23 protein-coding genes are annotated in these 26,377 nt (G+C 69.0%); 15 read left to right on the plus strand and 8 right to left on the minus strand.

From position 1 onward, the window contains the following. Positions 1-65: 65 nt before the first annotated feature. Positions 66-2,714, minus strand: coding sequence for a leucine--tRNA ligase (gene leuS, locus ABE422_RS09380; protein WP_319623588.1), 2,649 nt, complete (start codon positions 2,712-2,714; stop codon positions 66-68). A 186-nt stretch (positions 2,715-2,900) separates the two neighbouring features. Continuing rightward, positions 2,901-3,512 carry a DUF998 domain-containing protein gene (locus tag ABE422_RS09385; RefSeq protein ID WP_313212539.1) on the minus strand — a complete coding sequence of 204 codons (612 nt, stop codon included), beginning with the start codon at positions 3,510-3,512 and terminating at the stop codon, positions 2,901-2,903. 128 nt (positions 3,513-3,640) lie between these two features. Between ABE422_RS09385 and trxA the strand changes: the two genes are divergently transcribed. The 5 genes from trxA (at position 3,641) to ABE422_RS09410 (ending at position 9,322) form a co-directional block, all read left to right on the plus strand. Next, positions 3,641-4,504, plus strand: coding sequence for a thioredoxin (gene trxA / locus ABE422_RS09390; RefSeq protein ID WP_313219037.1), 864 nt, complete (start codon positions 3,641-3,643; stop codon positions 4,502-4,504). A gap of 250 nt (positions 4,505-4,754) precedes the next feature. Beyond that, positions 4,755-6,377 (plus strand): FecR domain-containing protein, encoded by a 1,623-nt coding sequence (locus tag ABE422_RS09395; protein WP_313219230.1) that lies wholly within the window; start codon positions 4,755-4,757, stop codon positions 6,375-6,377. Further along, positions 6,374-8,005 carry a CHASE2 domain-containing protein gene (locus ABE422_RS09400; RefSeq protein WP_346466026.1) on the plus strand — a complete coding sequence of 544 codons (1,632 nt, stop codon included), beginning with the start codon at positions 6,374-6,376 and terminating at the stop codon, positions 8,003-8,005. The genes ABE422_RS09395 and ABE422_RS09400 overlap by 4 nt, the downstream gene beginning before the upstream one ends. Before the next feature lie 70 nt (positions 8,006-8,075). Next, complete coding sequence (locus tag ABE422_RS09405) at positions 8,076-8,540, plus strand: DUF4442 domain-containing protein (protein WP_313212536.1); 465 nt, start codon at positions 8,076-8,078, stop codon at positions 8,538-8,540. A 50-nt stretch (positions 8,541-8,590) separates the two neighbouring features. Beyond that, positions 8,591-9,322: a hypothetical protein gene (locus tag ABE422_RS09410; protein ID WP_313212535.1), complete on the plus strand. Its 732-nt coding sequence runs from the start codon at positions 8,591-8,593 to the stop codon at positions 9,320-9,322. A gap of 22 nt (positions 9,323-9,344) precedes the next feature. Here ABE422_RS09410 and ABE422_RS09415 read toward each other — a convergent pair whose 3' ends face one another. Then, entirely contained in the window at positions 9,345-10,616 is a 1,272-nt protein-coding gene (locus tag ABE422_RS09415) for a hypothetical protein (protein ID WP_346482861.1), read from the minus strand. A gap of 99 nt (positions 10,617-10,715) precedes the next feature. Here ABE422_RS09415 and ABE422_RS09420 point away from each other — a divergent pair, with 99 nt between their 5' ends. The 8 genes from ABE422_RS09420 to rnfB all read left to right on the plus strand — a co-directional run bounded on the left by ABE422_RS09420 (position 10,716) and on the right by rnfB (position 18,834). Then, entirely contained in the window at positions 10,716-11,393 is a 678-nt protein-coding gene (locus tag ABE422_RS09420; RefSeq protein WP_070425632.1) for a DUF502 domain-containing protein, read from the plus strand. Between the two features lie 131 nt (positions 11,394-11,524). Then, positions 11,525-13,441 carry a DUF885 family protein gene (locus ABE422_RS09425; RefSeq protein WP_313212533.1) on the plus strand — a complete coding sequence of 639 codons (1,917 nt, stop codon included), beginning with the start codon at positions 11,525-11,527 and terminating at the stop codon, positions 13,439-13,441. A 58-nt stretch (positions 13,442-13,499) separates the two neighbouring features. Next, on the plus strand, positions 13,500-14,546 hold the full coding sequence (locus ABE422_RS09430) for a serine hydrolase domain-containing protein (protein ID WP_346481493.1): 1,047 nt from the start codon (positions 13,500-13,502) through the stop codon (positions 14,544-14,546). Then, positions 14,543-14,962, plus strand: a complete 420-nt coding sequence (locus ABE422_RS09435) for a VOC family protein (protein ID WP_313212532.1) — start codon at positions 14,543-14,545, stop codon at positions 14,960-14,962. Before ABE422_RS09430 ends, ABE422_RS09435 begins: the two co-directional genes overlap by 4 nt. A 101-nt stretch (positions 14,963-15,063) precedes the next feature. Beyond that, complete coding sequence (locus ABE422_RS09440) at positions 15,064-15,507, plus strand: DUF2147 domain-containing protein (protein WP_121038630.1); 444 nt, start codon at positions 15,064-15,066, stop codon at positions 15,505-15,507. 98 nt (positions 15,508-15,605) lie between these two features. Next, complete coding sequence (gene metG / locus ABE422_RS09445) at positions 15,606-17,684, plus strand: methionine--tRNA ligase (RefSeq protein ID WP_313219045.1); 2,079 nt, start codon at positions 15,606-15,608, stop codon at positions 17,682-17,684. A 60-nt stretch (positions 17,685-17,744) separates the two neighbouring features. Continuing rightward, positions 17,745-18,386 (plus strand): HAD family hydrolase, encoded by a 642-nt coding sequence (locus ABE422_RS09450; RefSeq protein ID WP_313211390.1) that lies wholly within the window; start codon positions 17,745-17,747, stop codon positions 18,384-18,386. Positions 18,387-18,414: 28 nt separating this feature from the next. Continuing rightward, positions 18,415-18,834 (plus strand): Rnf electron transport complex subunit RnfB, encoded by a 420-nt coding sequence (rnfB, locus tag ABE422_RS09455; RefSeq protein ID WP_346482862.1) that lies wholly within the window; start codon positions 18,415-18,417, stop codon positions 18,832-18,834. Between the two features lie 118 nt (positions 18,835-18,952). Here rnfB and ABE422_RS09460 read toward each other — a convergent pair whose 3' ends face one another. Further along, the gene (locus tag ABE422_RS09460) at positions 18,953-19,300 is read right to left on the minus strand and encodes a RidA family protein (protein WP_121038644.1); all 348 of its coding nucleotides are present in this window, start codon (positions 19,298-19,300) and stop codon (positions 18,953-18,955) included. Positions 19,301-19,493: 193 nt separating this feature from the next. Here ABE422_RS09460 and mprF point away from each other — a divergent pair, with 193 nt between their 5' ends. Further along, positions 19,494-22,058 carry a bifunctional lysylphosphatidylglycerol flippase/synthetase MprF gene (gene mprF / locus ABE422_RS09465; protein WP_313219049.1) on the plus strand — a complete coding sequence of 855 codons (2,565 nt, stop codon included), beginning with the start codon at positions 19,494-19,496 and terminating at the stop codon, positions 22,056-22,058. Positions 22,059-22,085: 27 nt separating this feature from the next. On the opposite strand, the gene ABE422_RS09470 is transcribed toward mprF, so the two are convergent. The 4 genes from ABE422_RS09470 to ABE422_RS09485 all read right to left on the minus strand — a co-directional run bounded on the left by ABE422_RS09470 (position 22,086) and on the right by ABE422_RS09485 (position 25,005). Then, positions 22,086-23,432 carry an AcvB/VirJ family lysyl-phosphatidylglycerol hydrolase gene (locus ABE422_RS09470; protein WP_346482863.1) on the minus strand — a complete coding sequence of 449 codons (1,347 nt, stop codon included), beginning with the start codon at positions 23,430-23,432 and terminating at the stop codon, positions 22,086-22,088. A gap of 78 nt (positions 23,433-23,510) precedes the next feature. Beyond that, a complete protein-coding gene (locus ABE422_RS09475; RefSeq protein WP_346482864.1) occupies positions 23,511-24,158 on the minus strand; it encodes a DUF998 domain-containing protein in 648 nt (215 codons plus the stop codon). A 14-nt stretch (positions 24,159-24,172) separates the two neighbouring features. Continuing rightward, the gene (locus ABE422_RS09480) at positions 24,173-24,352 is read right to left on the minus strand and encodes an oxidoreductase-like domain-containing protein (protein WP_313219053.1); all 180 of its coding nucleotides are present in this window, start codon (positions 24,350-24,352) and stop codon (positions 24,173-24,175) included. 47 nt (positions 24,353-24,399) lie between these two features. Next, positions 24,400-25,005 carry a hypothetical protein gene (locus ABE422_RS09485; RefSeq protein WP_346482865.1) on the minus strand — a complete coding sequence of 202 codons (606 nt, stop codon included), beginning with the start codon at positions 25,003-25,005 and terminating at the stop codon, positions 24,400-24,402. A gap of 230 nt (positions 25,006-25,235) precedes the next feature. Here ABE422_RS09485 and ABE422_RS09490 point away from each other — a divergent pair, with 230 nt between their 5' ends. Continuing rightward, the gene (locus ABE422_RS09490; protein WP_313211383.1) at positions 25,236-26,372 is read left to right on the plus strand and encodes a tetratricopeptide repeat protein; all 1,137 of its coding nucleotides are present in this window, start codon (positions 25,236-25,238) and stop codon (positions 26,370-26,372) included. The last annotated feature ends 5 nt before the right edge of the window (positions 26,373-26,377 follow it).

The raw sequence follows: 26,377 nt of genomic DNA on the forward strand, positions 1-26,377 counted from the left end.
GCCCGCCATCGGCCCATGGAGATCGGTGCCACCGGGCGCGCAAGGCCCCCGGTGGCACGACGGGATCAGCCCTGCGGGGCCGCCACGATGTTCACGATCTTGCCCGGCACGATGATGATCTTGCGCACGGTCAGCCCTTCCAGGAACTTGGCCGCGTTCGGCTCGGCCAGGCCCAGGGCTTCGATCTGATCACGCGGCGCATCGGCAGCGACGTCGATGGTGCCGCGCAGTTTGCCGTTGACCTGCACCGCCAGCGTCACCGCATCGCGCACCAGCGCCGCCGGATCGGCCTCCGGGAACGCCTGGTCTTCCAGCAGTTCCTCGGCGTGGCCCAGCACCTGCCACAGCGCATGACTGGCATGCGGCGTGATCGGGTTGAGCAGCAGCACGGTGGCGCGCAGCGCTTCCTGGCGCACCGCACGGCCCTGCTCGCTGACGTCATCGAACTTGGCCAGCGCGTTCATCAACTCCATCACCGCGGCGATCGCGGTGTTGAAGCTGTGGCGGCGACCGTAGTCGTCGCCGACCTTGCCGATGGTTTCATGGGTCTTGCGGCGCAGCGCCTTCTGCTCGGCGTTCAGCGCGGCCACGTCCAGCGCCGGGGCGGCGCCATCAGCGGCATGCTTCTGCACCTGGGCCCACAAGCGGCGCAGGAAACGGGCCATGCCATCCACGCCGGCTTCGTTCCACTCCAGCGATTGTTCCGGCGGCGCGGCGAACATCGAGAACAGGCGCACGGTGTCGGCGCCGTACTTGCCCACCATCACCTGCGGGTCCACGCCGTTGTTCTTGGACTTGGACATCTTCTCGGTGCCGCCGATCACCACCGGCTGGCCGTCGGCGATCAGGGTCGCCCCGACGATGCGGCCGCGCTCGTCACGCTGCACATCCACATCGGCCGGGTTGATCCAGTCCTTGGAGCCGTCCGGGTTCGGGCGATAGTAGGTTTCGGCGATCACCATGCCCTGGCACAGCAGGTTCTGCGCCGGCTCGTTGCTGTCCACCATGCGCGCATCACGCAGCAGCTTGTGGAAGAAACGGAAGTACATCAGGTGCAGGATCGCGTGCTCGATACCGCCGATGTACTGATCCACCGGCAGCCAGTAGTTGCCGCGCTTGTCGACCGCGTCACGGGCACCCGGCGAGGTGTAACGCGCGTAGTACCAGCTCGATTCCATGAAGGTATCGAAGGTGTCGGTCTCGCGCTCGGCCGCGCCGCCGCAGTCCGGGCAGGTGGTCTTGCGCCATTCCGGATCGGCCTTGATCGGCGAACCGGTGCCGACGAAGTTGACGTTCTCCGGCAGGACGACCGGCAGCTGCTCTTCCGGCACCGGCAAGGCGCCGCACTTGGGGCAGTAGATCACCGGGATCGGGCAGCCCCAGTAGCGCTGGCGGCTCACGCCCCAGTCGCGCAGACGGTAGTTCACACGGCGCTGGCCCTGGGCCTTGCGCTCGAAACGCTCGGCCAGTGCCTCGAAGGCGCCCTGGAAATCCAGCCCGTCGAACTCTTCGGAGTTGACCAGCTCGGTCTCGCGCGTCTTGTCGCCGTACCAGTCCTGCCAGCGCGTGGCGTCGTACGCGCTTTCTTCCTTGCGCAGCGACTTCAACGCGATGACCTGGCGGATCGGCAGGCCGTACTTGTTGGCGAATTCATTATCGCGCTGATCATGGCCGGGGACGGCCATCACCGCGCCGGTGCCGTAGCCCATCAGCACGAAGTTGGCGACCCACACCGGCACCTGGGCGCCGGTGACCGGATGGATGGCGCGCAGGCCGGTATCCATGCCGCGCTTTTCCTGGGTCTCCAGTTCGGCTTCAGAGACGCCGCCCTGTTTCATCTCGGCCAGCAGCGCGGCCAGTGCCGGGTTGGACTTGGCCGCGTGCTGGGCCAGCGGGTGTTCGCCGGCGATCGACACGAAGGTCACGCCCATCACGGTGTCCGGACGGGTGGTGAACACGCGCAGCGGGTCCAGCGTGCTGCCGTCGGCGTCACGCACGTCGAACTGGATCTCCAGCCCTTCCGAGCGGCCGATCCAGTTGCGCTGCATGGTCTTGACCGAATCGGGCCAGCCCGGCAGTTCATCCAGGCCGTCCAGCAGTTCCTGGGCGTAATCGGTGATGCGCAGGAACCACTGCGGGATCTCACGCTTTTCCACCAGCGCGCCGGACCGCCAGCCGCGGCCGTCGATGACCTGCTCGTTGGCCAGCACGGTCTGATCGATCGGGTCCCAGTTCACCACCGCGTTGCGGCGGTAGGCCAGGCCCTTGCGCATCAGGCGGGTGAACATGCGCTGCTCGTGCACGTAGTACTCGGGCGTGCAGGTGGCGAACTCGCGCGACCAGTCGATCGCATAGCCCATGGCCTTGAACTGGCCCCGCATGTGCTCGATGTTGGCGTAGGTCCACTTGGCCGGCGCGGTCTTGTTCTTGATCGCCGCGTTCTCGGCCGGCAGGCCGAAGGCATCCCACCCCATCGGCTGCAGCACGTTGTGGCCGGTCATCCGCTTGTAGCGGCTGATCACGTCACCGATGGTGTAGTTGCGCACGTGGCCCATGTGCAGCGCACCGGACGGATACGGCAGCATCGAGAGGCAGTAGAACTTCGGCTTCTCCGAAGTCTCGGTGACCTCGAAGGCACGGGTGGCATCCCAGTACTGCTGGGCGGCGGATTCAACCTGCTGCGGATCGTAAACGTTGGGTTCGACGCTGGTCATAAAAACGCTAGTGCGGCGGCAAAGCGGCACAGGGTACCGCAGTGCGGCAAAGGGCTCCAATCGACGCGGCCCACCGTCGCGACCAAACCTGTCATCTCATTGAATTGACTGGGGATTGGTGAAATACGTCAGCCCGCGCCGCGCGCCACGGCGCGGGCCGGGGCGCAGCAACGGCGGCGGCTGTGCTCAGGCGCGACGCGTGGAGGGGGCCAACGGCAGCACCGCCACCAGCCAGACCAGCCATACCCCGAAGGCCACGCGCTGGGCCATCGGGGCCGGCAGCAGGGCCTGCAGCGCGAACGCGGCAAGCAGCACGCCCACCCCGCAGGCCAGGTGCAGGCCGCCCACGGCACGCCATGCCGGCAGCCGCAGCGCGCCGATCCCGGACATCACCGCGCCCGGCACGAAGGCCAGCACCCACACCATCCAGGCACTGGCGTGGTACTGGCTGGCCGGGTTCTCCAGATCGCGGGTATCCAACGGCAGCACGCCCATCGCGGTGAAGCCGACCCCGGCCAGCATCAGCAACTGCGCACCGACCCGCATCGACCACGGCGCGGTGCGCGGCACCCGCAGCAGCAGGCGCAGCGCGACGAGGCTGGCGAGCAGGCCGGGCAGCGCGAAACCGAGAATGTTGAACGCCCGCGCATGCGGCACGTCCATCGCCCCGAGCAGCGCGACCGGATGGCCGACCGGATCGAACAGCGGCAGGGCCGCGCCGAAGCCCAGCACCGCGCCCACGAACAACACGGCGGCGGCAATGCCGAGCCCACCTTCCCAACGTTGGATTCCCTGCATGCTGCTCACCCGGCTGCGTCTGAAGGCCCGCATTGTCGCTGTTCCAACGCGAATCCGCCCGGTGGGGTTGCGTCCGGCCGCGGGCGGCACCATACACTTCCTCTCCAGTTTCCCGTTGATTTGAAACCATGAGCGATCTGCCCCACGTCTTTGACGCCACCACCGAGACCTTCGAGACCGAGGTGCTGCAGAAATCCCTGCAGACCCCCGTGCTGGTCGATTTCTGGGCCACCTGGTGCGGCCCCTGCAAGACCCTGGGCCCGATGCTGGAAAAGCTGGCCGGCGAATACCACGGCGCCTTCGAGCTGGCCAAGGTCGATGTCGACAAGGAGCAGCAGATCGCCGCGGCGTTCCAGATCCGCTCGGTGCCGACCGTGTTCCTGGTCAAGGGCGGACAGATCGTGGACGGTTTCCCCGGCGCCGTGCCGGAAGGCCAGCTGCGCGAGTTCCTGACCCAGCACGGCGTGGTCCCGCTTGAAGCGGCCCCGGACGAAGCGGAAACCGTCGAAGCGCCGCCGCTCGATCCGCAGGCCCAGGTGGATGTGCTGCGTGCGGCGATTGCCGCCGAACCGGACAAGGAAGAGCTCAAGCTCGACCTGGCCCTGGCCCTGCTGCAGACCGGGGCCACCGCCGAGGCCACTGCCCTGATCGACGCGCTGCCGGCCAACCTCTCCACCGATGACCGCGCCGTGCGCGCCCGCGCCCGCCTGGACTTCGCCAGCGCCCTGCAGGACGCCCCGGCTCCCGAGGTGCTGGAGGCGCGCATCGCGGCCAATGGCGACGATCTGCAGGCACGCCACCTGCGCGGCGTGCAGTTGCTGCTGTCCGGGCAGGATGCTGCCGCGCTGGAGCAGTTCCTGGACATGCTGCGCCGCGACCGCAGCTACGACGACGGCCGCCCGCGCAAGCTGCTGATCGATGCCTTCAAGGTGATCGAGGATGAAGACCTGGTCGGCCAGTACCGCCGCCGGATGGCCTCGCTGCTGTTCTGATCGGCCCCGGCCAGCGCCTTTCGGGGCGCTGGCCCAACGAAGCCGTCCATACAGATCGGCAACTTCGATGTGTGACGTGAGTCACGTTCAGAAACCCTGCACGACTCCCGGGCAATAATGCCGCCGCGGCCACTGGAGGCTGCGATCCATCGGGGAGGATGAGGTCTGGGCCATGGCGGCCTACTTGGCTGCGCCCCGCCTTGCAGGGCCGTGAATGACCGTGAGATTGACCCGATTCCTCCGCTTCCCGATGGCCGCCCGCCTGTTGGTGCTGGCCGCCATGATGCTGTCTGCCGCGCCGGTCCTGGCGCAGGACTGGACCTACCGGGTCCGCCCCGGCGACACGATCTGGGACCTCAGTGCCCGCTACCTGAAGCCGTCCATCGCCTGGGAGCAGTTGCAGTCGCACAACGGCATCGCCGATCCCTACCGTCTGCCGCCCGGCAGCCAGCTGCGTTTCCCCGTCGCCTGGCTGCAGGTGCAGCCCGCCCCGGCGCGGGTACTGGCCGTACGTGGCCCGGTGCAGAGCCAGGCCGACGGCCAGCCCCTTCGCGAGGTCATCGAAGGCGACCTGCTGCGGATCGGGCAGGAACTGGTCACCGGCGAGGATGCCAGCGTCACCGTGGTCTTTGCCGATGATTCGCGGCTGCAGCTGCGCGAGCGTTCGCGCCTGCGCTTCGACCAGCTCTCCCGCTACGGCCGCACCGGCATGGTCGATACCCGCCTGCGCCTGGAACAGGGGCGCGCCAGCAACCGGGTGACCCCGGCCAACGGCCCGGCCTCGCGTTACATCATCGATGCGCCGACGGCGACCAGCAGCGTGCGCGGCACCGTGTTCCGGGTCAGCGCCGGCCAGGATGGCCGGGGCGCGGCCACCGAAGTACTGGAGGGCCGCGTGCAGGTCGGCAACCGCCGCGGCCAGCGCCTGGTCAGCCGCGGCCAGGCCACTCGCAGTCCCTCGCTCGATGCACGCCCCGCCGGCCTGGAGGCGCTGCTGCCCGCGCCCGTGTTGTCCAGCGAGCCGCAGCGGCTGGCCACCCTGCCCGCGGCGCTGGCCTGGCAGCCGGTGCCAGAGGCTGCCGGGTACCGGGTCGAGGTCGTGCGCGCCGACCAGCCGGAGGTCCTGCTGTTCGCGCGCGATACCGATACCACCGCACTCACCCTGCCCGATCTGCCGCCGGGCGAGCTGCGCCTGCTGGTCCGCGCGGTCAGCGCCGAACAGGTCGAAGGGCTGGATGCCGAGCAGGCGTTCCAGGTGCGTGACCAGCCGGTCGCGCCGCTGACCGTGCGGCCGCTGCATGGCCAGACCCTCAACAGCGCGCGGCCGCGCTTCGAATGGACCCGGGTGGCCGGGGCCGAGCGCACGGTGCTGCAGATCGCCCGCGATCCGCAGTTCCTCCCTCTCCTGCTCGAACAGGACACCCGCGCCACCCACCTGCGTCCCGTCCTGGACCTCCCCCCGGGCGAGTATGTGTGGCGCGTGGCATCGGTGGATCGCAACGGCGACCGCGGGCGTTTCGGGCAGCCGCTGCCGCTGACCATCACCGACGAACCGGTCGACCCGGCGCTGCAGCCGCCCGAGGCCGCCAACGGCCAGCTGACGCTGCGCTGGCAGGCCGGCGAACCCGGCCAGCGCTATCGCGTGCAGCTGGACCGTCGTGGCGACTTCCGTGCCCCGCTGCTCGATCAGGAACTGGCCCAGCCGGCGGTCTCGATCAAGCGCCCCTGGCGCGGCACGCTGCACGTGCGCGTGCAGTACATCGATGAGGACGGTTACGCCGGTCCCTTCTCGCCGGCCCAGCAGATCGACCTGCCGTGCCGGACCTGTTACGCCACCGGGGGCGGTGCGCTGTTGTTGTGGCTGCTGCTGTGACGCCCCTGCACCTGCCCTGGCCGCAACGCATCGCGCTGGCCGCACTGGTCGGCGCGCTGGCGGTCGTGGCCAGTCACTGGCAGTGGTTCTGGAAACAGGATGAGGTGGTCTACGACGCCTACGTCGGCGGCTGGGAATACACGCCCGATGCGCGCCTGCTGATCGTGGCCATCGACGACAACAGCCTGCAGCAGCTGGGCCAGTGGCCGTGGCCGCGCGGTACCCACGCGCGCCTGCTGGACCGGCTGACCGACGCCCGCGCCGCGCGCGTCGTGCTGGACCTGATGGTGTCCGAACCGGACCGCCAGGACAGTACCCAGGATGCCGAACTGGCCGCGGCGATCCGGCGCAACGGGCAAGTGGTGCTGCCGGTGCTGGCCGCGCCCGCCAGTGGCCCGCGCATGGCCGAAGAGCTGCTGCCGATTCCGCTGATCGCCGCCAACGCGGCGAGCCTGGGTCACAGCGACATCGAAGTGGACGGCGATGGCGTCGCCCGCGGCCTGTACCTCACTGCCGGCATCGGCTCACCGCACTGGCCGGCGCTTGGCTTGGCGCTGGCGGGCACGCACGGCCCGCTGCCCGGGCTGCACGATGATCAGCCGGACCTGGTGTCGCCGTACCAGTGGCGCCGCGACCACTACGTGCGCCTACGCTACGCCGGTCCGCCCGAACGCTTCCCGCAGGTCTCCTACGCCGATGTGCTCAACGGCGAGGTCGATCCGGCGCTGCTGCGCGGCCGCCTGGTGCTGGTCGGCATGACCGCCAGCGGCATCGCGACGCGCCTGCTGACCCCGACCACCCGCGAGCGCTGGATGAGTGGCAGCGAGTACCAGGCCAACGTCGCCTCGATGCTGCTCGCCGACAAGGTGATCCATCCCTTGCCGTCGGCATGGCAGAGCGCCCTCTCCGGGCTGCTGGTGGCCGTGTGCTGCCTGTTGTTGACCCTGCCGCGGGCGTGGCTGAGCGGCGTGCTCGCCCTGCCGTTGACGCTGCTGTCGAGCTTCGTGCTGCTGCGCGCCGGCAACCTGTGGTTCGCGCCGGCCGCCGCCTTGATCGGCATGCTGGCGGTGATCCTGTCCTGGACGCTGTGGCGGGTCAGCGCCTGGCGCCGCCAGGCCAACAGCGATGCACTCACCGGGCTGGGCAACCGGCTGCGCTTCGAGCAGACCCTGCAGGCCGAGCACGATGCCGGCCGCCGCAGCGGACGGCCGCTGAGCCTGGTGTTGATCGACGTGGATCACTTCAAGCGCCACAACGACGATTTTGGTCACCAGGCCGGTGACACCGTGCTGCGCCGGATCGCGCAGGAGATCCGGGCGCACGCGCGCCGGCCGCGCGACATGGCCGCGCGCTTTGGCGGCGACGAGTTCGCGCTGATCCTGCCCGACACCACGCCGGAAGGCGCAGTGCAGGTGGTGCAGGACCTGGTCGCACGGGCGCAGGCGCTGGAAATTCCCGCCGGCCGCGGCACGACCACGCACATCACGGTCACCGTCGGCGTGTTCACCCGGGTGCCGACGCCCGGCACCGAGCCGCGGCACTTCTTCGAAGGCGCCGATGCCGCGCTGTACCAGGCCAAGGCCGCCGGACGGAATGGGTATGCGGTCGATGATGGCGGGCTGGGCTGATACGCCCACGGCACCCATACGCAGGCGAATGGTAGACTCCCGTCACCCTCAGCACTGAGATGCACTCCGAATGAAGGCCTCCGTCTTCCGCCTTGGCCTCAACCTGTGGCCGCCGTTCCTGTTCACTGGCATCCACGTGACAACGGTCAGTCCGGATTATCGCCATGTGCGCGTCGAACTGCGCATGCGCCCGTGGAACCGCAACTACGTGGGTACCCACTTCGGTGGCAGCCTGTTCGCGATGACCGATCCGTTCTGGATGCTCACCGTGATGCAGAACCTGGGGCGCGATTACTACGTCTGGGACCGTGCGGGGGAGATCGAATTCCTCAAGCCGGGCCGCGGGACGGTGGTTGCCGAGTTCCGGCTGGACGAGGCGCTGCTGGATCAACTGCGTGCCGCCACGGCCAGCGGGGAAAAGTACCTGCACTGGTTCAGCAATGACATTGTCGATGCGAACGGCGAGGTCATCGCCCGCGTGCGCAAGCAGGTGTACCTGCGTCTCAAGCCCGAGGCGCGCCAGCGCGCAGGGTGAGACTTGGCGCGCTGCTATGCTCGCGCGCCGGATTCACGCCACGGAAGACCATGCGCCTGCGCCTGCTGCTGACCCCATTGCTGTTCGTCGTCCTGCCCGCCGCCGCACAGGAGCTGCGGATCCCGCCGGTCGACTATCCGGTCCTGCCGGCTCACGCGGCCAAAGCCGAGGGCTTCGTGCCGTCCGGCTGGCGCATCGATCAGCAGCTGCGTGGCGATCTCAACGGCGACAGGCGCGATGATCTCGTTCTGGTGCTGCGCCAGCAGGACGCGCGCAACATCGTCGAACACGATGGCTTCGGCATCAGCCCGCTGGACAGCAATCCACGCATGCTCGCCATCGCCTGGGCCACGCCGGCCGGCTACACGCTCGCTGCGCAGAACCACACGCTGATCACCCGTCACGAGGCGCCGAACCTGTCGGATGTGTTTGAAGACGGCGACGGCGTCTCGATCGTGGGCGGCACACTGCGCACCACGCTGTTCTTCTTCTCCAACGCTGGCAGCTGGTCCACCGGTTCTGCCAGCTACACCTTCCGCTGGCAGAACGGTGCCTTCGCATTGATCGGCTATGACCGCGACTCGATGATGCGCAACTCCGGGCAGACCGAAAGCCTGAGCATCAATTACTCGACCCGCCGCGTGCGCCATGCCGAAGGCAGCATCGAATCGGACCAGGACACCGTGCGCTGGGAGACCCTCACCTCGCCACGCCGCTGGACGCTGGAGACGGTGGGCGATGGCAGCGACTTCGACCCCTTCGCCCCGGCGCAGGATCGGTAAGCACCGCGTCGCCGCACGCCCCTTATCGTGCGGGCGCGCGCATCGGCACCTGCAGCGTCGGCCCGGCCTCGTCCATCACCACGCGCCGCTCCACCTGCAGCCACTGGCCATCGTCGCTGAGCACCGGCGTGCGGGTGGGCGAACGCAGCGCCTCGGGCAAGCGCTTCAGCGTCTCCGACGACGTCGTGGGCTGCTGCCGCAGCCAGCGCTGCGCGGCGACCAGGCGCAGCATCGCCGCGGCGTCCTGCGGCCGGCCGGCATACTGCCGCATGTCCGGCCCGCCGATGTTGGCCACGGCACAGCCCAGTGGATTGGCGATGCAGGCAAAGCGATCCTGCGCGGGCGCGGGAATGGGCGTGGGCGCGTCGCGCGCTGCCACCAGTTCTGCACTGGCGGCGCACGCCCACGCATAGCGGGGCGCCATGCGCGCCAGAGTGCGCGGCACATCCAGCAACAGGCGATGGCCGTCCGGGTTCCCAGTGGACGGCCGCACGCCCGCCCCAGCCAACGCGAACTCACCGCGCATCGCCGTGCACAGGCTCTGCTGGCCGGCCGTCATCGGCGCCAGTGCCGCCGCGCAGACTGCAGGCAGTGCAGCGTCGGCGGGCAGTTCAACCAGCATGTCCGCCAGCAGCCGCGCGTTGCTCTCCACCATCGCCGCGCCGATCATGCTGGTGATCAGCGTATCGCCCTGCCCCGTCATCGCCCGACCACTGAGGATGTCCGCGCAGGCACCGGCAAGTGCGGTGCCACTGTGGCCCCGCACATGCGCAAGTGCGTGGGCTGAGAGCGGATCGAGCACCGGCTGAAAGACGGGCAGCGGCACTATCGGGTCGGTCCCGAACGGCTCGAACGGGGAGACGAAATGACCGTAGCCGGCCAGCGCGGCCACGCGCTGGTGAAGCGCATCGTGGCCGGCATGCGTGGCGGCGAACCCCTCAGGGTCCGCACGCACCGCTGCAAGACAACCGACACCCCGGCCGCCACAACGCGCCAGCGCCGGCAGCGGGACCGCAGGGAACCGCCCTTCCGCGCTGGAGGCTACCGGCCGCTGGCCAGGCGTGCCGTTTCGCCAGCGCTCGACATCCTGTGCCATCAGGGCCTCGCGCCCGCGGGCATCCAGGCCGTCGTAGCGCAGGGTCCACAACGCACTGAAGCCGTTCTCACCGGGCCGGGGCAGCGGCGCCTGCAGCAGCCGCATCGCCTCACGCTGCTCGGCCGGCAGCGGCCAGAAGCGCGAGGCCGCCCAGAGCCCCGCCACGGCCAGCACCAGGCTCAGGATCGAGATGCCCACCCATTTCAGTCCATTCCTCACCACTGCATTCTCCCCAGACCCCGCGTCCTGCGGGGATGGGCAGCGTAAACCGGGCATCGCCACCGCTACAATGCGCAGATGTCGCCCGAAGCCCCCCAACTCGTTCCGCGTCCCTCCCTGCAGCGCCTGTTCCTCACCGGCCTGCTGACCCTGCTGCCGATCTGGCTGACCTGGGTGGTGGTCAAATTCGTGTTCGTGCTGCTCTCGGGCATTTCCAGCCCGCTGGTGGTGCCGCTTTCCGAGCAGATCGCCGCCTCGTTCCCGCATTACCTGGGCTGGATCAAGGTCGAGTGGATGCAGGACATCATCGCCCTGGCCGCCACGCTGCTGGTGATTCTCTCGGTGGGCGTACTCAGCCGCCGCGTGATCGGCCAGCGCCTGCTGCGCTGGTTCGGTGCGGTGATCAAACGCATTCCATTGGCCAGCATCATCTACGACAGCGCCAAGAAACTGCTGGACATGCTGCAGACCGAACCGGGCAGCACGCAGCGTGTGGTGCTGATCGACTTCCCGCATCGCGACATGAAGTCGGTTGGCCTGGTGACGCGGGTGATGAAGGAAGAAGGCAGCGGCCGCGAGCTGGCCGCGGTATACGTACCCACCACCCCCAATCCGACCTCGGGCTATCTGGAAATCGTGCCGGTGGAGCTGCTCACGCCCACCGACTGGACCGTGGACCAGGCGATGAGCTTCATCATCTCCGGCGGCGCGGTCGCCCCGGAAACCATGCCGTTCACCCGCGCCGGCGATCGTTGAGCATCGCGGCAGCAGCATGCTGCCGCAGCTGACTGGGCGCCGTACATGACAAACCTGACCGGGGGCCGATGCTGGCCGTACGCAGGCGAATCGGGCAAGCTCCCGTGTCTGTGCGTTTACGGAAACAGCCGATGCCCCACCCCGCCCGCGCCCTGGCGCTTGCCATCGCCGTACTGATGGCCTTCAGCGCTGCCGCTCCGGCCGAAGCTGCCAAGAAAAAGGCCACCCGGCCCGCCGCGACGCAGTCCCGGCCCGCCGCCAAGCCCAAGGCCAAGCCGCGTGCGCGCCCGGCCGCCGCCCCGGCCCGCCAGCCGCTGGTGCGCCAGCAGACCAAGGCCGCGCAGCTGGACCGGATCTACGATGAGTACTGGGATGCCTCGATGCGGCTCAATCCGCTGCAGGCCACCTTCCAGGGCGACAGCCGGCACAACGATCAGCTGCCCAACATCCTCTCTGCCGCCTACCGCCAGCAGTCGCATGACTTCACCGTGGAGTGGCTGGGCAAGGTCGAGAAGATCGGGCCGGACGGCCTGACCGGCCAGGATCTGCTCAGCTACGAAATCTTCGTTCGCGACGCGCGCATGTCGCTGGCCGCCGAGCAGTTCCCTGGCTGGATGCTGCCGGTAAGCCAGTACTACAACCTCGGCAGCATCATGGCCATTCTCGGCTCCGGCTCCGGTGCGCAGCCGTTCAACACGGTGCAGGACTACGATGGCTGGTCGCGCCGCTCGCTGGGCATTCCGGCCCTGTTCGAGCAGGCCATCGCCAACATGCGCCAAGGCATGGCCGCCGGTGTGGTGCAACCGCGTGACCTGATGGAAAAAGTACTCCCGCAGCTGGATGCGGTGATCAAGCCGACCGCGGAAGAGAGCATCTTCTGGGCGCCGGTGCGCAACCTGCCCGAAGATTTCCCGGCGGCCGACAAGGCGCGCATCACGGCCGAATACAAGCGCATGATCGAGTTCCGCATCATGCCGTCCTATCGCGCCCTGCGCGGCTTCATCGCGACCGAGTACCTGCCGGCCGCGCGCAGCACCGATGGTCTGGCCGGCCTGCCCGGCGGCAAGGCCTGGTATGCACAGACCATCGTGCAGAGCACCGCATCCACGCTGACGCCCGAACAGATCCATGCCCTGGCCGAACAACGCGTGGCCACGCTGCAGGCGCAGATCGCCACGATCATGAAAGACAACAAGATCCGTGGCTCGCAACAGAAACTGCTGCGCACCATGCGCACCGACCGTGATTTCCAGTACGCCAACGCCGATGCGCTGCTCAACCGCTACAAGCAGCTGCAGCGCCAGGTCAACGCCCGCCTGCCGACGCTGCTCGGCACGCTGCCCAAGGCCCCGATGGAGATCCGCGCGGTCGAGCCCGAACGCGCGGCCACCGCCGGCGCGGTGAGCTACCAGCAACCATTGCCGGACGGGATGCGCCCGGGCGTGCTGTACATCAACACCGGCGATCTGCCGAGCCGCCGGCGCTGGTCCGCACCGATGCAGTTCCTGCACGAGGGCATCCCCGGCCATCACGTGCAGCTGGGCCTGCAGCAGGAGCTGGACAAGCTGCCACGCTTCCGCCGTCTGGGCGGCGATATCGCCTTCGTGGAGGGTTGGGGCCTGTATGCCGAGTCGCTGGGCGAGCAACTGGGCGTCTACCAGGATCCCTACGAGCGGATCGGCTATCTGCAGGCCGCGCTGACCCGTGCCGCGCGCATGTCCGCCGACACCGGCGTGCACGCGCAGGGCTGGAGCAAGCGCCAGGCCGTGGACTATCTGGTCAAGACCGCGGACATGAGCGCCAGCGATGCCACCGCCGAAGTGGAGCGCTTCATGGCCCTGCCCGGGCAGACCCTGGCCAATGGCCTGGGCGAACTGAAGATGATGGAGCTGCGCGACAAGGCCAAGGCGGCACTGGGGCCGCGTTTCGACGCACGTCGCTTCCATGAGGAAGTGCTGCGCGATGGTTCGATGCCGCTGGACATCCTCGATGCCAAGATCGCCCGCTGGATCGCCAACCAGAGTGGCGCGGCCACGCCCGCGCCCTGAGCCCTGAAGGAAACCGAGCATGCACATCGTCCGGCATCTGCGTGTGTGGATCAGCGCGATGTGCATCGCCGGGAGCGGTAGCGGCGCCGTCATCGCAGCGCCGGTGCTGACGCCCCCGGATCCGGGCATCGATGCGCTGATGCAGCGCTACGATGGTCAGGTCCCCGGCGCCGCGGTGCTGGTCCTGCACGACGGCCAGCCGGTGTTCCGGCGCGGCTACGGCCTGGCGGTGCTGGAAGACCGGACCGCGGTGACCGCGCAGACCAATTTCCGCCTGGCCTCGGTCAGCAAGCAGTTCACCGCCGCGGCGATCCTGCTGCTGGCCGAAGACGGCGCGCTGAGCCTGGATGATCCACTCAAGCGCTGGCTGCCCTCGTTGCCCGCAGCCGCCGATGCCATCACCCTGCGCCAGCTGCTCAGCCACACCAGCGGCCTGCTCGACTACGAAGACCTGATGGCCGCCGACGCGACCGCGCAGGTGCATGACCCCGATGTGCTGCATCTGCTGGAGGGTCAGGACCGGACGTACTTCACGCCCGGCACGGCCTACCGCTACAGCAACAGCGGCTACGCGCTGCTGGCGCTGGTGGTCGGCAAGGCCTCCGGCAGCGATTTCGCGACCTTCCTGCACCAGCGGATTTTCCTGCCGCTGGGCATGCGCGACAGCGTGGCCCATCAGGACGGCGTGGACGATATCGCGCGCCGCGCCTATGGGTACAGCGAGCGCGACGGGCGCTGGCAGCGTACCGACCAAAGCCCGACCAGCGCGGTGCTCGGCGATGGTGGGGTGTATTCCTCACTGGATGACCTGGCGCGCTGGGATGCGGCGCTGTATGACCAGCGCCTGCTGAAGTCGACATCGTTGAAGCAGATGTTCTCCCCTGCCACTCCCACCGCCGAACCGGACGTGCCGTTCTACGGTTTCGGCTGGCGGCTCAACGGTGGCGCGCAGTGGCACAGCGGCGAGAGCATCGGCTTCCGCAACGTGATCCTGCGCTATCCGGCGCAGCGCCTCACCGTGATCGTACTCAGCAACCGCAACGCCCCCGAACCCTATCCGCTGGCGCTGCAGATCGCCCGGCGCTGGCTGGACACCGTGCAATGAACGCTTCTGACGCCTCCCCACTGATCGGCATCCACCACGTGGCCCTGATCTGCGCCGATTACGTCCGCTCCAGAGATTTCTACACCCGCGTGCTCGGCCTGCAGGTGATCGCCGAGAACCATCGCGCGGCGCGCGACTCCTGGAAGCTCGATCTGGCCCTGCCCGATGGCAGCCAGCTGGAGCTGTTCTCGTTCCCGGGCGCGCCCACACGGCCCAGCCGCCCCGAGGCGCAGGGCCTGCGCCACCTGGCCTTCCGCGTGCACACGCTGGAGCCCATGATCGCCCGCCTGACCGCGGCCGGGGTGGCCTGCGAACCGATCCGGGTGGACGAATACACCGGCCGCCGCTTCACCTTCTTCGCCGACCCGGACGACCTGCCGCTGGAGCTGTACGAGATCCCGGCCGACGCCGGCTGAACCGTGCGCCGGGCACGTTCCGTACCGGAGCGAATGGGTATACAGTCGGCCTTGTACCGGCCGCCTGCGCCGGCGTTCACGGACATCCCTGGGAGGGGAACATGCGCAAGACCTTCAAGACCCTGTTGCTGGCGCTGCCGCTGATGATGGCCGCGATGTCGGCCAGCGCCGCCGACGGCGCCGTCGGCCGCTGGAAGACCATCGACGACAAGACCGGCAAGGTGAAGTCGATCGTGGAGATCACCCAGGCCACCAACGGCACGCTGACCGGCAAGGTCGTGGACATCCTGCACTCGGACAAGGGCCCGAATCCGGTCTGCGACGGCTGCGAGGGCGCCAACAAGAACAAGCCGGTCAAGGGCATGACCATCCTGTGGAACCTCAAGGCCGACGGCACCAACGCCTGGTCCGGCGGCACCATCCTGGATCCGGGCAACGGCAAGACCTACAAGTCCAAGATGAAGCTGCAGACCGGCGGCGCCAAGCTCGACGTGTCCGGCTGCGTGGCCTTCATCTGCCGCGCCCAGACCTGGGTGCGCGAGTAAGCCCGGCGCTGCTTTTGACCCCCCGTAACCCGGCTTCGGCCGGGTTACTGCGTTTTGGCGTGCGATAATCCCCGGTTCCCCTGGCAACAGCGCTCATCATGACCCGCACCGCTCTCGTCACCACCGCCCTGCCCTACGCCAACGGCCCGCTGCACCTGGGCCACCTGGTCGGCTACATCCAGGCTGACATCTGGGTGCGCGCGCGTCGAATGAGCGGCGGCAAGACCTGGTTCGTCTGCGCCGATGACACCCATGGCACCCCGATCATGCTTGCGGCCGAGAAGGCCGGCGTGACCCCGGAGGCCTTCATCGCCAACATCCAGGCCAGCCACGAGCGTGATTTCGCCGCGTTCGGCGTGGCGTTCGATCATTACGACTCGACCAACTCGGCGGCCAACAAGGCGCTGACCGAAGCCTTCTACCTCAAGCTCGAGGCCGAAGGGCACATCGCGCGCCGCTCCGTGGCCCAGTTCTACGACCCGGCCAAGGGCATGTTCCTGCCGGACCGCTACATCAAGGGCATCTGCCCGAACTGTGGCACGCCGGATCAGTACGGTGACAACTGCGAGGTCTGCGGCGCCACCTACAGCCCGACCGACCTGAAGGATCCCAAATCGGTGATCTCCGGCGCCACGCCGGAAATCCGCGATTCGGAGCATTTCTTCTTCGAGGTCGGCCGCTTCGAAGGCTTCCTGCGCGAGTGGCTGGCCGGCGACGTCGCCCTGCCGGGCGTGAAGGCCAAGCTGGGTGAGTGGCTCAACGCCGAGGGTGGCCTGCGCGCGTGGGACATCTCGCGCGATGCGCCGTACTTCGGCTTCCAGATTCCGGGTCACCCGGGCAAGTACTTCTACGTGTGGCTGGATGCGCCGATCGGCTACCTCTCCAGCTTCCAGGCGCTGTGCGCGAAGACCGGCGAAGATTTCGACGCGCACCTGCGCGCCGGCACCAGCACCGAGCTGCACCACTTCATCGGCAAGGACATCGTGAACTTCCACGGCCTGTTCTGGCCGGCGGTGCTGCACGGCACCGGCCACCGCGCCCCGACCCGCCTGCACGTCAACGGCTACCTGACCGTGGATGGCGCCAAGATGTCCAAGTCGCGCGGCACCTTCGTGATGGCCCGCACCTTCCTGGATGCCGGGCTGGAACCGGAAGCGCTGCGCTATTACTTCGCGGCCAAGTCCTCCGGCGGCGTGGACGACCTCGACCTGAACCTGGGCGATTTCATCGCGCGCGTCAACGCGGATCTGGTCGGCAAGTTCGTCAACCTGGCCAGCCGCTGCGCCGGCTTCATCAGCAAGCGCTTCGAGGGCCGCCTGGCCGCCACGCTGCCCGATGCCGCCCAGTACGACCGTTTCGTCGCCGCGCTGGCGCCGATCCGCGAGGCGTACGAGCGCAACGATCCGGCCAGTGCACTGCGCCAGACCATGGCGCTGGCCGACGAAGCCAACCGCTATATCGACGATGAAAAGCCGTGGGTGATCGCCAAGCAGGACGGCGCCGACGCGCAGCTGCAATCGGTCTGCACCCAGGGGCTGAACCTGTTCCGCGTGCTGGTCACCGCACTCAAGCCGGTGCTGCCGGCCACCGCCGCGCAGGCCGAGGCCTTCCTGGCCGCGCCCGTGCACGCCTGGACCGACATCGCCGCCCCGCTGACCGCGCACACCATCGCGGTGTACGCGCCCCTGTTCACCCGTATCGACCCGAAAAAAATCGACGCCATGACCGACGCATCCAAGGACACCCTGCAGGCCGCCACCCCGGCCCCCGCCGCCCCGGCCAAACCGGCCAAGCCCGCTGCCGCACCGGCGCCGGTCGCGGCGGCCGATGGCGAGGCCGCACCGGCCTACATCGGCATCGACGACTTCGCCAAGCTGGATCTGCGCATCGGCAAGGTGCTGGTCTGCGAGTTCGTGGAAGGGTCGGACAAGCTGCTGCGTTTCGAACTCGACGCCGGTGACCTGGGCAAGCGCCAGATCTTCTCCGGCATCCGCGCCAGCTACGGCGAGCCGGCGCAGCTGGTCGGCCGCAGCGTGGTCTTCATCGCCAACCTGGCCCCGCGCAAGATGCGCTTCGGCCTGAGCGAAGGCATGATCCTGTCGGCCGGCTTCGACGGCGGCGCGCTGGCCCTGCTGGACGCCGACAGCGCCGCGTTGCCGGGCATGCCGGTCCGCTGATCGCTGCGACAGGGCGGCCACCGGGTCGCCCTGCCACGCTCGTCTGCCTGGAGGTGTGGGTTGGAACTGGCGCTGTTCGATTTCGACCACACGGTCACCACCTGCGATACCTACGGGCGTTTCCTGCGCCGCGTGGCCACACCGGAGCAGCTCGCGCAGGCGTGGTGGAAGGTCGGTCCGTGGCTGCTGGCCTATCGCCTCAAGCTGATCTCCGCGCAACGCATCCGCGCCCGCGTCACCCGCCTGACCTTCACCGACCGCCATCTGGAGGACATCACCGCACAGGCCGCCGGCTACGCGCGCGATGTGCTGCCCGGGGTGATGCGGACGGAGATGCTCGAGCAGATCCACTGGCATCTCAAACAACAGCACACCGTGGTGATCGTGTCCGGCTCGCTGGACCTGTACCTGCGCCCGTGGTGCGAGGCGATGGGGCTGGACCTGATCTGCAACCGGTTGGAGAGCCGCGACGGACGCCTCACCGGGCGCTACGCCGAGGGCGACTGCGCGCCGCACAAGGTGGAGCACATCCGCCGGCGTTACGACCTCGCGCGCTACCTGCGCATCCACGCCTACGGCGACAGCGGCGAAGACCGCCCGATGCTCGCGCTCGCCCACGAGCGCTGGTATCGCGGCAAGCCCATGACGCCGCGTCGGAATCCACCGGCGCCCCTCCCACCGGCGCGGGACAGCCGGGCCTGATGCCCCACCGCGCAGCCACCGCCACGCCATGAGCCTCCCCATCGATACCCTCACCGAACGCCTCGACCGCCTCCTGCCACAGACCCAATGTGGGCAGTGCGGCTACGACGGCTGCCGCCCGTATGCCGAGGCGATGGCACGCGGCGAGGCGGGCATCGATCACTGCCCGCCGGGCGGTGATACCGGCGCGCGCGCCCTGGCCAACGTCCTGGGTGTGCCGGCGCTGCCATTCGACCGCACGCGCGGTGCACACAAGGCGCCGCAGGTTGCGGTGGTGATCGAAGCCGACTGCATCGGCTGCACCAAGTGCATCCAGGCCTGCCCGGTCGATGCGATCGTCGGCGGCGCCAAGTTCATGCACACCGTCATCGCCGATCTGTGCACGGGCTGCGAGCTGTGCATCCCGCCGTGCCCGGTGGACTGCATCGAGCTGGTCCGCGCGCCCTGACTCTCGCGCCGGGCGCCATGCGCCATGCGCCATGCGCCATGCGCCTCGCGGTAGCGGCAGGGTCTGGGCGCACGGCGATGCGTCGATCACCATGGCGCCCAGCGGTTCCGCGGTGCGCTTACGGCAATGCCGCCGTCACGACGATCTCCACTTTCCAGCTCGCATCCGCCAGCTTGGCTTCCACCGTGGCGCGGGCGGGGGTCATGCCGGCCACCACCCACTCATCCCACGCGGCATTCATGCCGGCGAAATCGTTGATGTCGGCGAGGAAGATTTCCGCGCGCAGGATGTGCTGCTTGTCACTGGCCACCAGCGCCAGCAGCTTGTCGATTTCTTCCAGCACCTGACGGGTCTGGCCGGTGATGTCCTGGCTGGTGTCTTCGGGGATCTGCCCGGACAGATAGGCGACCTTGTTGTGCACGGTCATTTCGGACATGCGCGGACCAACGTCGAAACGTTCCAACATGGCGATTACTCCTCTGGATGAAACCGCATTGTCACCGATGCGGCGTGCGCCTGCCCGGCCCGGTGCGCAAAGCAGCCACAGCACGCACAGCGCACCCGCTTGGCAAGCGCCGGCATCAGGCGCACGATTTGCCGGTCAGGCGGCCCCGCCTGTGTTGACTCTTTCATCGCCCACCCCGGAGCACGCTGTACCGATGACCGACACCGCCCCTGCTCCCACGCCGGCCCGCGCCCCCTGGCGTCGCGCCGCGACCGTCGTCATCCCGCTGGTGATCCTGGCCTTGGCCCTGCGTGGGCTGGCCAACGAATTCGATGAGCATGGCTACCGCGCGATCCGCGAGGCGTTCCGGCATCTGGGCGCCGGCCAGATCGCGTTGACCGTGCTGCTTGGCCTGGCCAGCTATGCCTGCCTGATCGGCTTCGATGCGATCGGTCTGCGCCGCAGCGGCAAGCGCCTGCATCCGGCGCGGGTCGGCATCACCGCGTTCCTGGCGCATACGCTGGGGCAGACCCTGGGCTTTGCCGCCCTCACCGGCGGTGCCGTGCGCCTGCGTGGCTATGGCCGTGCCGGGCTGAGCCTGGGCGAGATCGGCCAGGTCGTGTTGATGAGCACACTGGGCTTCGTGTTCGGGGCGTGGCTGCTGCTGGCGTTGGCCTTCCTGCTTGAACCCGGCGCTGCCGCGCTGGCGCTGCCGATCCCGGTGCAGGCGGTGCGGGTCATCGGCGTTCTCGGCCTGCTGGCCTATGTCGGCACGGTGCTGCTGGTGGGGCGTGAAGGCCGCAGCTTCCAGATCCGCGGGCACGCCTTGTGGCTGCCCGACCGCCGCACCATGCTCGGTGTCACTGCGCTGAGCGTGGTCGAACTGGTGCTGGCCAGTGCGGCGTTCTATGTGCTGCTGCCGATGGATACGCCAACCGGCCTGCCCGGTTTCGTCGGGCTGTATCTGGTCGCGGTGCTGGCCGGCCTGATCTCCAGCGTGCCGGCCGGCCTGGGCGTGTTCGAGTGGAGCCTGCTCAAGCTGTTGCCGCAGGTCGCACCCGCTGCGGTGCTGGCGGCGGCGCTGATCTACCGCGTGACCTATTACGTGCTGCCGCTGCTGCTGGCGACGGTGCTGGCGGTCGCGCCGGCGCTGCGCCGCCCGCTGCGTGCCGGTGCCGGTGCCACCCGGGTCGGCTGGACCGCGCTGCGCCCGTGGCTGCCGCAGATCATCGCGCTGGCGGTGTTCAGCGTCGGCGCGGCACTGGTGATCGATGGCACCCTGCCGACGCCGCGCCGGCACCTGATCACCGCCTCGCTGCCGATCCTGGAAACCTCGCACCTGCTTGGCAGTCTGGCCGGTGTCGCGCTGCTGCTGATCGGCCAGGGCCTGCAGCGGCGCAGCCACGCCGCGTGGATGCTCGCGCTTGGCATCTGTGTGCTCTCGCCCTTGCCGATCTGGCTGCGCGGTGGGCAGGTGCTGATCGCGCTGTCAGCGCTGCTGGTGGCCGCCGCGCTGTGGGCCTCGCGCCGTGAGTTCTATCGCCAGGGCGCGTTGCTGGACGAGGCCTGGTCATGGCCGTGGATCCGCAACCTCGGGCTGGTGCTGGTCGCGGTGATCTGGCTGCTGTTCTTCGTCTACAGCCACGTGGAATACCAGAACGAGCTGTGGTGGCAGTTCGCGCTGCAGGGCAACGCGCCGCGTGCATTGCGTGCGTTGTTGCTGGTGGCGATCGCGCTGACCATCTTCGGCCTGGCGCGGTTGCTGCACAGCACGCGCAGCCCGTTGCCGGCCGCTGATGCGTCCACGCTGGACGCGCTCGCGCCGATCCTGGCAGCAGCCGAAGACACCCAGGCCTGCCTCGTGCTCACCGCGGACAAGGCGGTGCTGCGTGATGAGGCGCAGCAAGGCTTCGTGATGATGCAGCGCTACGGCGGCTCGTTGATCGCGATGGGCGATCCGGTCGGCCCGCCCGACGTGGTACGTGCGCTGATCTGGCGCTTCCGTGAGGAAGCCGATCGGCTCGGCCTGCGCCCGGTGTTCTACCAGGTTGGTGAGGCGCACTGGCAGACCTATCTCGACCTGGGCCTGACCCTGGTCAAGCTTGGCGAAGAGGCGATGGTGCCGCTGCAGGCGTTCACGTTGGAAGGCCGCGATCGCGCGGACCTGCGCCAGGCCTGGAACCGCGGCAAGCGCGGTGGCTTGAGCTTCCGGGTTGCGCCGCCCGAGGAAGTCCCCGCGCTGCTGCCGGCACTATCGGTGGTCTCCCAGCAGTGGCTGGATGACAAGGCCGGCGATGAGAAGGGCTTTTCGCTGGGCAGTTTCGATCCGGCCTACCTGTCACGTTTTCCGGTCGCCCTGGTGGAAGCCGAAGGCCGCATCGTGGCCTTTGCCAATCTGTGGCAGGCGCCGGCGGGCAATGAGCTGTCGGTCGACCTGATGCGGCACGTCGATGATGCGCCCAAAGGCACGATGGATTTCCTGTTCATCGAGCTGTTCCTGTGGGGCCGCGAGCAGGGTTTCCACCGGTTCTCGCTGGGCATGGCACCGCTGTCCGGGCTGGCCCAACATCGCCTCGCCGGGCGCTGGAACCGCTTCGCCAACGTGGTCGCGCGGCATGGCGAACGCTTCTACGGCTTCAGCGGCCTGCGTCGTTTCAAGTCGAAGTTCGCCCCGGTCTGGCGCGCACGTTATCTGGCCGCGCCGGGCGGTGTGCACCTGCCCGCCGCCCTGCTCGATGCGACCCGGCTGATCTCACTGGACCCGCGCCGGCACGATTGAGCCTGTGCCGGCCGGGGCCGGCTACGCTCAGCGCGCCGGCAGATGCTGGACGATGGTGTCGGCGAGGCGGTCGTAATCGCCCTTGAAGTGATGGTCGCCGGGGAGCTTGATGACCTGCGCATTGCCGCCGACGGGAAGCGACGGGCACAGCGCGTCGCCATCGTCTTCGCCGTAGACGCACAACGTCTTGCCGGCGGGCAGCTTGGCCACCTCCGGCGCGATCGGCAGGCCATCGCCACCACCGCCGAGCCAGTTGCTGACATGGAACTCGTAGTCGGCGGTCTTGCCGACCGAGAGCAGCGCGATCATCGAGACCGATTCACGGGTAGCCGGTGACAGCTGGTTGATGGCCGCCGGCAGCACATCGGCGCCCTGCGAGAAACCGACCAGCACCACGTTGCGGCGCTGCCACTGGCGGCTGTAGTGCGTGGCGATGCGCTCCAGATCGCGGGCGAAGCCGTCGGGCGTGCGTGCGGTCCAGAAGTAGCGCAACGAATCCACCCCGACCACCGGCACCCCGGCCTCGCTCAGCGACGCGGCCACTTCCTTGTCCAACCCGGCCCAGCCGCCATCACCGGAGACGAAGATGGCGAAGGTGTCGCCCGGCTTGCTCGACGGCACATCGACCACCGGCAGGCCCTTGAGGTCATCCGGCGGCGGCGCCAGGCTGACGCCCTTCTGCGCGCCGATCACCTTGGCCGCGGCCAGCAGGCCGGGCAACGCGTCGCCCCGCGCGGTACGCTCGAACTGGCGGCCCATGCCGATCTGGCGCACGAACGCAGCCGACTCGCCGGCCGGGCAATGCACATCGCCGGCGGCGTTCAACCAGGGGAAGTTCAGGTCGGCCGGCTGCAGGCGGCCGTGGCTGCTGCCGGCGCCGCAGACCTTGCGCTCGCGCACGCCCGACGGGCAGAAGCCGGTGGTGAGCAGCCCGGCGAACACCTGGGTATCGGCCTGGGCGCCCACCGCGTAGGCCAGCGCCGCGCCCTCGCCATCCCCGCCGATCAGCGGCAGGTGATAGCCCGGCACGTGCAGATAGGCCTGGAACCAGCGGGAGAAATTCTCCACATCGCCGGCACCGAAGGCGCAATCACCGCTCTTCTCGCGGGCCAGCACCTGGCGCAGGTGCGCGACATCGACCTGGGCGACCAGGGCGCCCTCGGCACGCAAGGCATCGATGCGCTGCTGGCTGTCGGCATGGCTGGCGCTACCGTCAAACCACACCACCACCCGTTGCGGGCGACCGTCGGGCAGGTACACCGGCACGTTCTCGAAACGCCCGTGACTGAGCTGCTGCGGCGGCGCGGCCAGCGCCTGTCCGGACATCCCCGCCAGCACCACCCCCAGCATCATCCCCCAACCGGCTCGCCGCATCGTCGCGCATCCCATGACTAGTGCGCCAACGATACGCCCCTGCCCTGCCAAGGGCATGTACACAGCGTGGCCGGACGCTCAGCGCGCGTCGCGACGCGCCTGCCGCCACAGCTGCCAGGCCACCGAGACCAGCCACACCAGCACCACGGCAATCACCAGCTTCTGCCCAGCGCCGCGCGGCGGGCCGCGCCACAGCACGTGCAGCCACAGCAGCACGAAGCACAGCCAGGCCCACCACCAGGCCGGCCCGGCCCACGTGCGCCAGCGCGGATCGGCGCGCAGGTACCAGCTCTGCAGCAGCATCGCCACGCTCACGCACAGGAACGCGGTATTGGCCGACAGCCCGTGCACCAGCGGTGCCAGCAGCGGCGCGCGCTCGGGCAGCCAACTGTCGCCGATCGCCACCCCCATCAATCCCAGCGCGGCCACCCAGAACAGCAGCGGCGCGGCCGCACTGCGCCGGGGTGATCGGCTGTTGGCATGCAGCGCGACGGCCAGCAGCATGATCGCCAGCGCCAGCACACAGTAAGCCGTGCGCAGCGCCAGCCCCCAGGGGCCATGCAGGTACAGGCTCAGCGTGGCCTGCACCCAGTCCAGGTCATCGCGGGCCCATTGCGTCCACAACGCGGTGGCCACGAACAGCGCCAGCGCCACCAGCGTGAGCAGGGCAACGCGTGCGTGCTGCTGCGCGGGCCAGCGGAAAGGGCGTGGCAGGGAAAGCGACATCGCAGTTCCTGGGGTCAGTCGGCGGCCTCGGGGTGGCGCTGCTTCCACGCGGCCAAGGCGGCGCGGTAGCGCTGCAGCTCATCGCTGTACAGATCCAGCACGCACAGCGGGCAGCCGCTGCCGCAGCACTCGTTGGGGCCGGGTTCTTCCGGCGGCTGCGGACGCGGATCAGGATCTGGAACGGATACGGACATGGCGACACACGTAGGGAAAACAGCGCGCACAGTGTAGCGGGCGTGGTTCAGCGCTCAACCCGCCGGCGCAGGTTGTCGCGCGCGGCCGCATCCAGCCGCTGGTGGAAGAAGTCGCTCAGGAAGATCCGCGGTTGCCCCAGCACCTGCTTGAGGAAGCGCCGACGGTTGAGCCGGAACAGGACGCCCGGCACGTGCCCGGCATACTCCTCGGCGATCCCGCGGTCGTACGCATCGAACACCGCCGCCGGCGCCCCCAGAATGGCCATGTCGCAATCCAGGAACAGTGCCGCTTCCGGATCGACATCGCCGGGCGCGAGTTTGCTGTGGCGCGCGGTCAGTTCGATCAGCTCGACCACCCGCGTCGCATCGATCCCGGCCTCCGGCAGCCAGCGTGCGATGGCCTGGCGTGCCATCTCGGCCGAGCGCGCTTCGTTGTCGCCGCGGCCCGCATCGTAGATGGCGTCGTGATAGAGCGCGGCCAACTGCACCTCACGCGGCCGGAGCCAGCCCGGGCCAGCCTCGGCGACCGTGCGGCAGTGCTGCAGGACGGCCTGCACGTGCGACCAGTTGTGATACGCCCGCGGCGGCACGGCGTAGGCGGTTTCCAGCTCGGCAAGCTGCCCGGCGGGCAGCGGAATCGGTTCGACGTGCATGCACCCATGATTGGCCGTCGCAGCGACGCTGGCAAGCCGGGCGGTGGTTTTTTGACCACCCTCACAGAACCGTTGCCGCGCAGTGGGTGCGCCCGGTTATCCACATGTTTGTCGACCGCTGATCCACATCCCCTGTGGATGGCGCTATCCGCCGATGAACGGCATGCCAGCGCCCGACGACCCGCCTAGACTGGACCGGACGGACCCCAACGCCTCGCGAGGTGACGGCGATGACCGCATGCAGACTTTTCCTGATCGCGTGGATGGCCGTGGCCGCCGCGCCGGCCTGGGCGGCCGACACGGCGCCGCCGGCCGCAGCTGCGCCAAGCGCCACCGCACTGCCCACGCCGGCGCAGATCCTGGAGGTGCCCGCCCCGCTGCTCGCCCTGCTGCACGAACGGGTCATCGACCCGGGCTACTCGCGCGAGCGCCGCCTGCAGCGGCTGGTCGAGATGATCTTCGACGAACACGGGCTGCACCTGGCCTACGACCCCGACGCGACCCACACCATCACGGAAACGTGGCAGACGCGGCGCGCCAACTGCCTGTCCTTCACCCTGCTGTTCGTCACGCTGGCCAACCTCGCCGGCATCGATGCGCATGTCCAGGAAGTGGCGCAGGTGGTGAGCTGGTACCAGGCCTCCGGGGTGATCTACAGCGTGGGCCACGTCAATGCGGGCATCGTGCTGGACGGGCGCAGCGGCACGGTCGATCTGGACCACAGCGTGCTGTACGACCCCCTCGGCCCGCAGCGCATCACCCGGCAACGCACGCTGGCGCACTTCTACAACAACCGCGGGGCCGACCACATGGCCACCGGCGATACCGGGGGCGCCCGCGCCTACTTCCGGGCCGCGCTGGGCATGGCGCCGGACTTCGTGGCCGCCTGGAACAACCTGGGCGTTCTGGACGCGCGCATCGGCGCGCTGGACCAGGCCCGCAAGGACTATGAAACCGCCCTGCGCCTGCAACCCCGGCATGGCGCCAGCCTGAGCAATGCCAGCGCGCTGTACCGGCGCATGGGCGACACCCACCAGGCCGGCCTGCTGGCCAGCCGGCTGGCGCGCGTACAACGCAACGATCCCTTCGCCCAGTACATGTTCGGCGCCCAGGCCGAGCAGCGCCGGGACTACGCCGCGGCGGTGCGTTTCTACCGCCGGGCCGTGCGTCTCTACGAGACCGCCCATCCCTTCCACTTCGCGCTGGCCCGGAGCTACTTCCTGGCCGGCGATGCGCGCCGGGCCTCGATCGAAATGCAGCGCGCGCGGGATCTGGCCGGCGAAAACGGCGACGCCCTCAGATCCCGCTACCAGGCCAAGCTGGACAGCCTGCAGCGCTGGCGCCAGCGCGGCACCAACGCCAACTGAGCCGG

Origin of the sequence: Stenotrophomonas sp. TWI1151, assembly GCF_039673135.1 — a bacterium.
Lineage (GTDB): Bacteria > Pseudomonadota > Gammaproteobacteria > Xanthomonadales > Xanthomonadaceae > Stenotrophomonas.

Bases quoted from the DNA above. Each gene is read 5' to 3' on its own strand.
- leuS (WP_319623588.1), bottom strand. From the start codon at position 2,714: ATGACCAGCGTCGAACCCAACGTTTACGATCCGCAGCAGGTTGAATCC.
- ABE422_RS09385 (WP_313212539.1), bottom strand. From the start codon at position 3,512: ATGCAGGGAATCCAACGTTGGGAAGGTGGGCTCGGCATTGCCGCCGCC.
- trxA (WP_313219037.1), top strand. From the start codon at position 3,641: ATGAGCGATCTGCCCCACGTCTTTGACGCCACCACCGAGACCTTCGAG.
- ABE422_RS09395 (WP_313219230.1), top strand. From the start codon at position 4,755: ATGGCCGCCCGCCTGTTGGTGCTGGCCGCCATGATGCTGTCTGCCGCG.
- ABE422_RS09405 (WP_313212536.1), top strand. From the start codon at position 8,076: ATGAAGGCCTCCGTCTTCCGCCTTGGCCTCAACCTGTGGCCGCCGTTC.
- ABE422_RS09410 (WP_313212535.1), top strand. From the start codon at position 8,591: ATGCGCCTGCGCCTGCTGCTGACCCCATTGCTGTTCGTCGTCCTGCCC.
- ABE422_RS09420 (WP_070425632.1), top strand. From the start codon at position 10,716: ATGTCGCCCGAAGCCCCCCAACTCGTTCCGCGTCCCTCCCTGCAGCGC.
- ABE422_RS09425 (WP_313212533.1), top strand. From the start codon at position 11,525: ATGCCCCACCCCGCCCGCGCCCTGGCGCTTGCCATCGCCGTACTGATG.
- ABE422_RS09430 (WP_346481493.1), top strand. From the start codon at position 13,500: ATGTGCATCGCCGGGAGCGGTAGCGGCGCCGTCATCGCAGCGCCGGTG.
- ABE422_RS09435 (WP_313212532.1), top strand. From the start codon at position 14,543: ATGAACGCTTCTGACGCCTCCCCACTGATCGGCATCCACCACGTGGCC.
- ABE422_RS09440 (WP_121038630.1), top strand. From the start codon at position 15,064: ATGCGCAAGACCTTCAAGACCCTGTTGCTGGCGCTGCCGCTGATGATG.
- metG (WP_313219045.1), top strand. From the start codon at position 15,606: ATGACCCGCACCGCTCTCGTCACCACCGCCCTGCCCTACGCCAACGGC.
- rnfB (WP_346482862.1), top strand. From the start codon at position 18,415: ATGAGCCTCCCCATCGATACCCTCACCGAACGCCTCGACCGCCTCCTG.
- ABE422_RS09460 (WP_121038644.1), bottom strand. From the start codon at position 19,300: ATGTTGGAACGTTTCGACGTTGGTCCGCGCATGTCCGAAATGACCGTG.
- mprF (WP_313219049.1), top strand. From the start codon at position 19,494: ATGACCGACACCGCCCCTGCTCCCACGCCGGCCCGCGCCCCCTGGCGT.
- ABE422_RS09470 (WP_346482863.1), bottom strand. From the start codon at position 23,432: ATGCGGCGAGCCGGTTGGGGGATGATGCTGGGGGTGGTGCTGGCGGGG.
- ABE422_RS09475 (WP_346482864.1), bottom strand. From the start codon at position 24,158: ATGTCGCTTTCCCTGCCACGCCCTTTCCGCTGGCCCGCGCAGCAGCAC.
- ABE422_RS09480 (WP_313219053.1), bottom strand. From the start codon at position 24,352: ATGTCCGTATCCGTTCCAGATCCTGATCCGCGTCCGCAGCCGCCGGAA.
- ABE422_RS09485 (WP_346482865.1), bottom strand. From the start codon at position 25,005: ATGCACGTCGAACCGATTCCGCTGCCCGCCGGGCAGCTTGCCGAGCTG.
- ABE422_RS09490 (WP_313211383.1), top strand. From the start codon at position 25,236: ATGACCGCATGCAGACTTTTCCTGATCGCGTGGATGGCCGTGGCCGCC.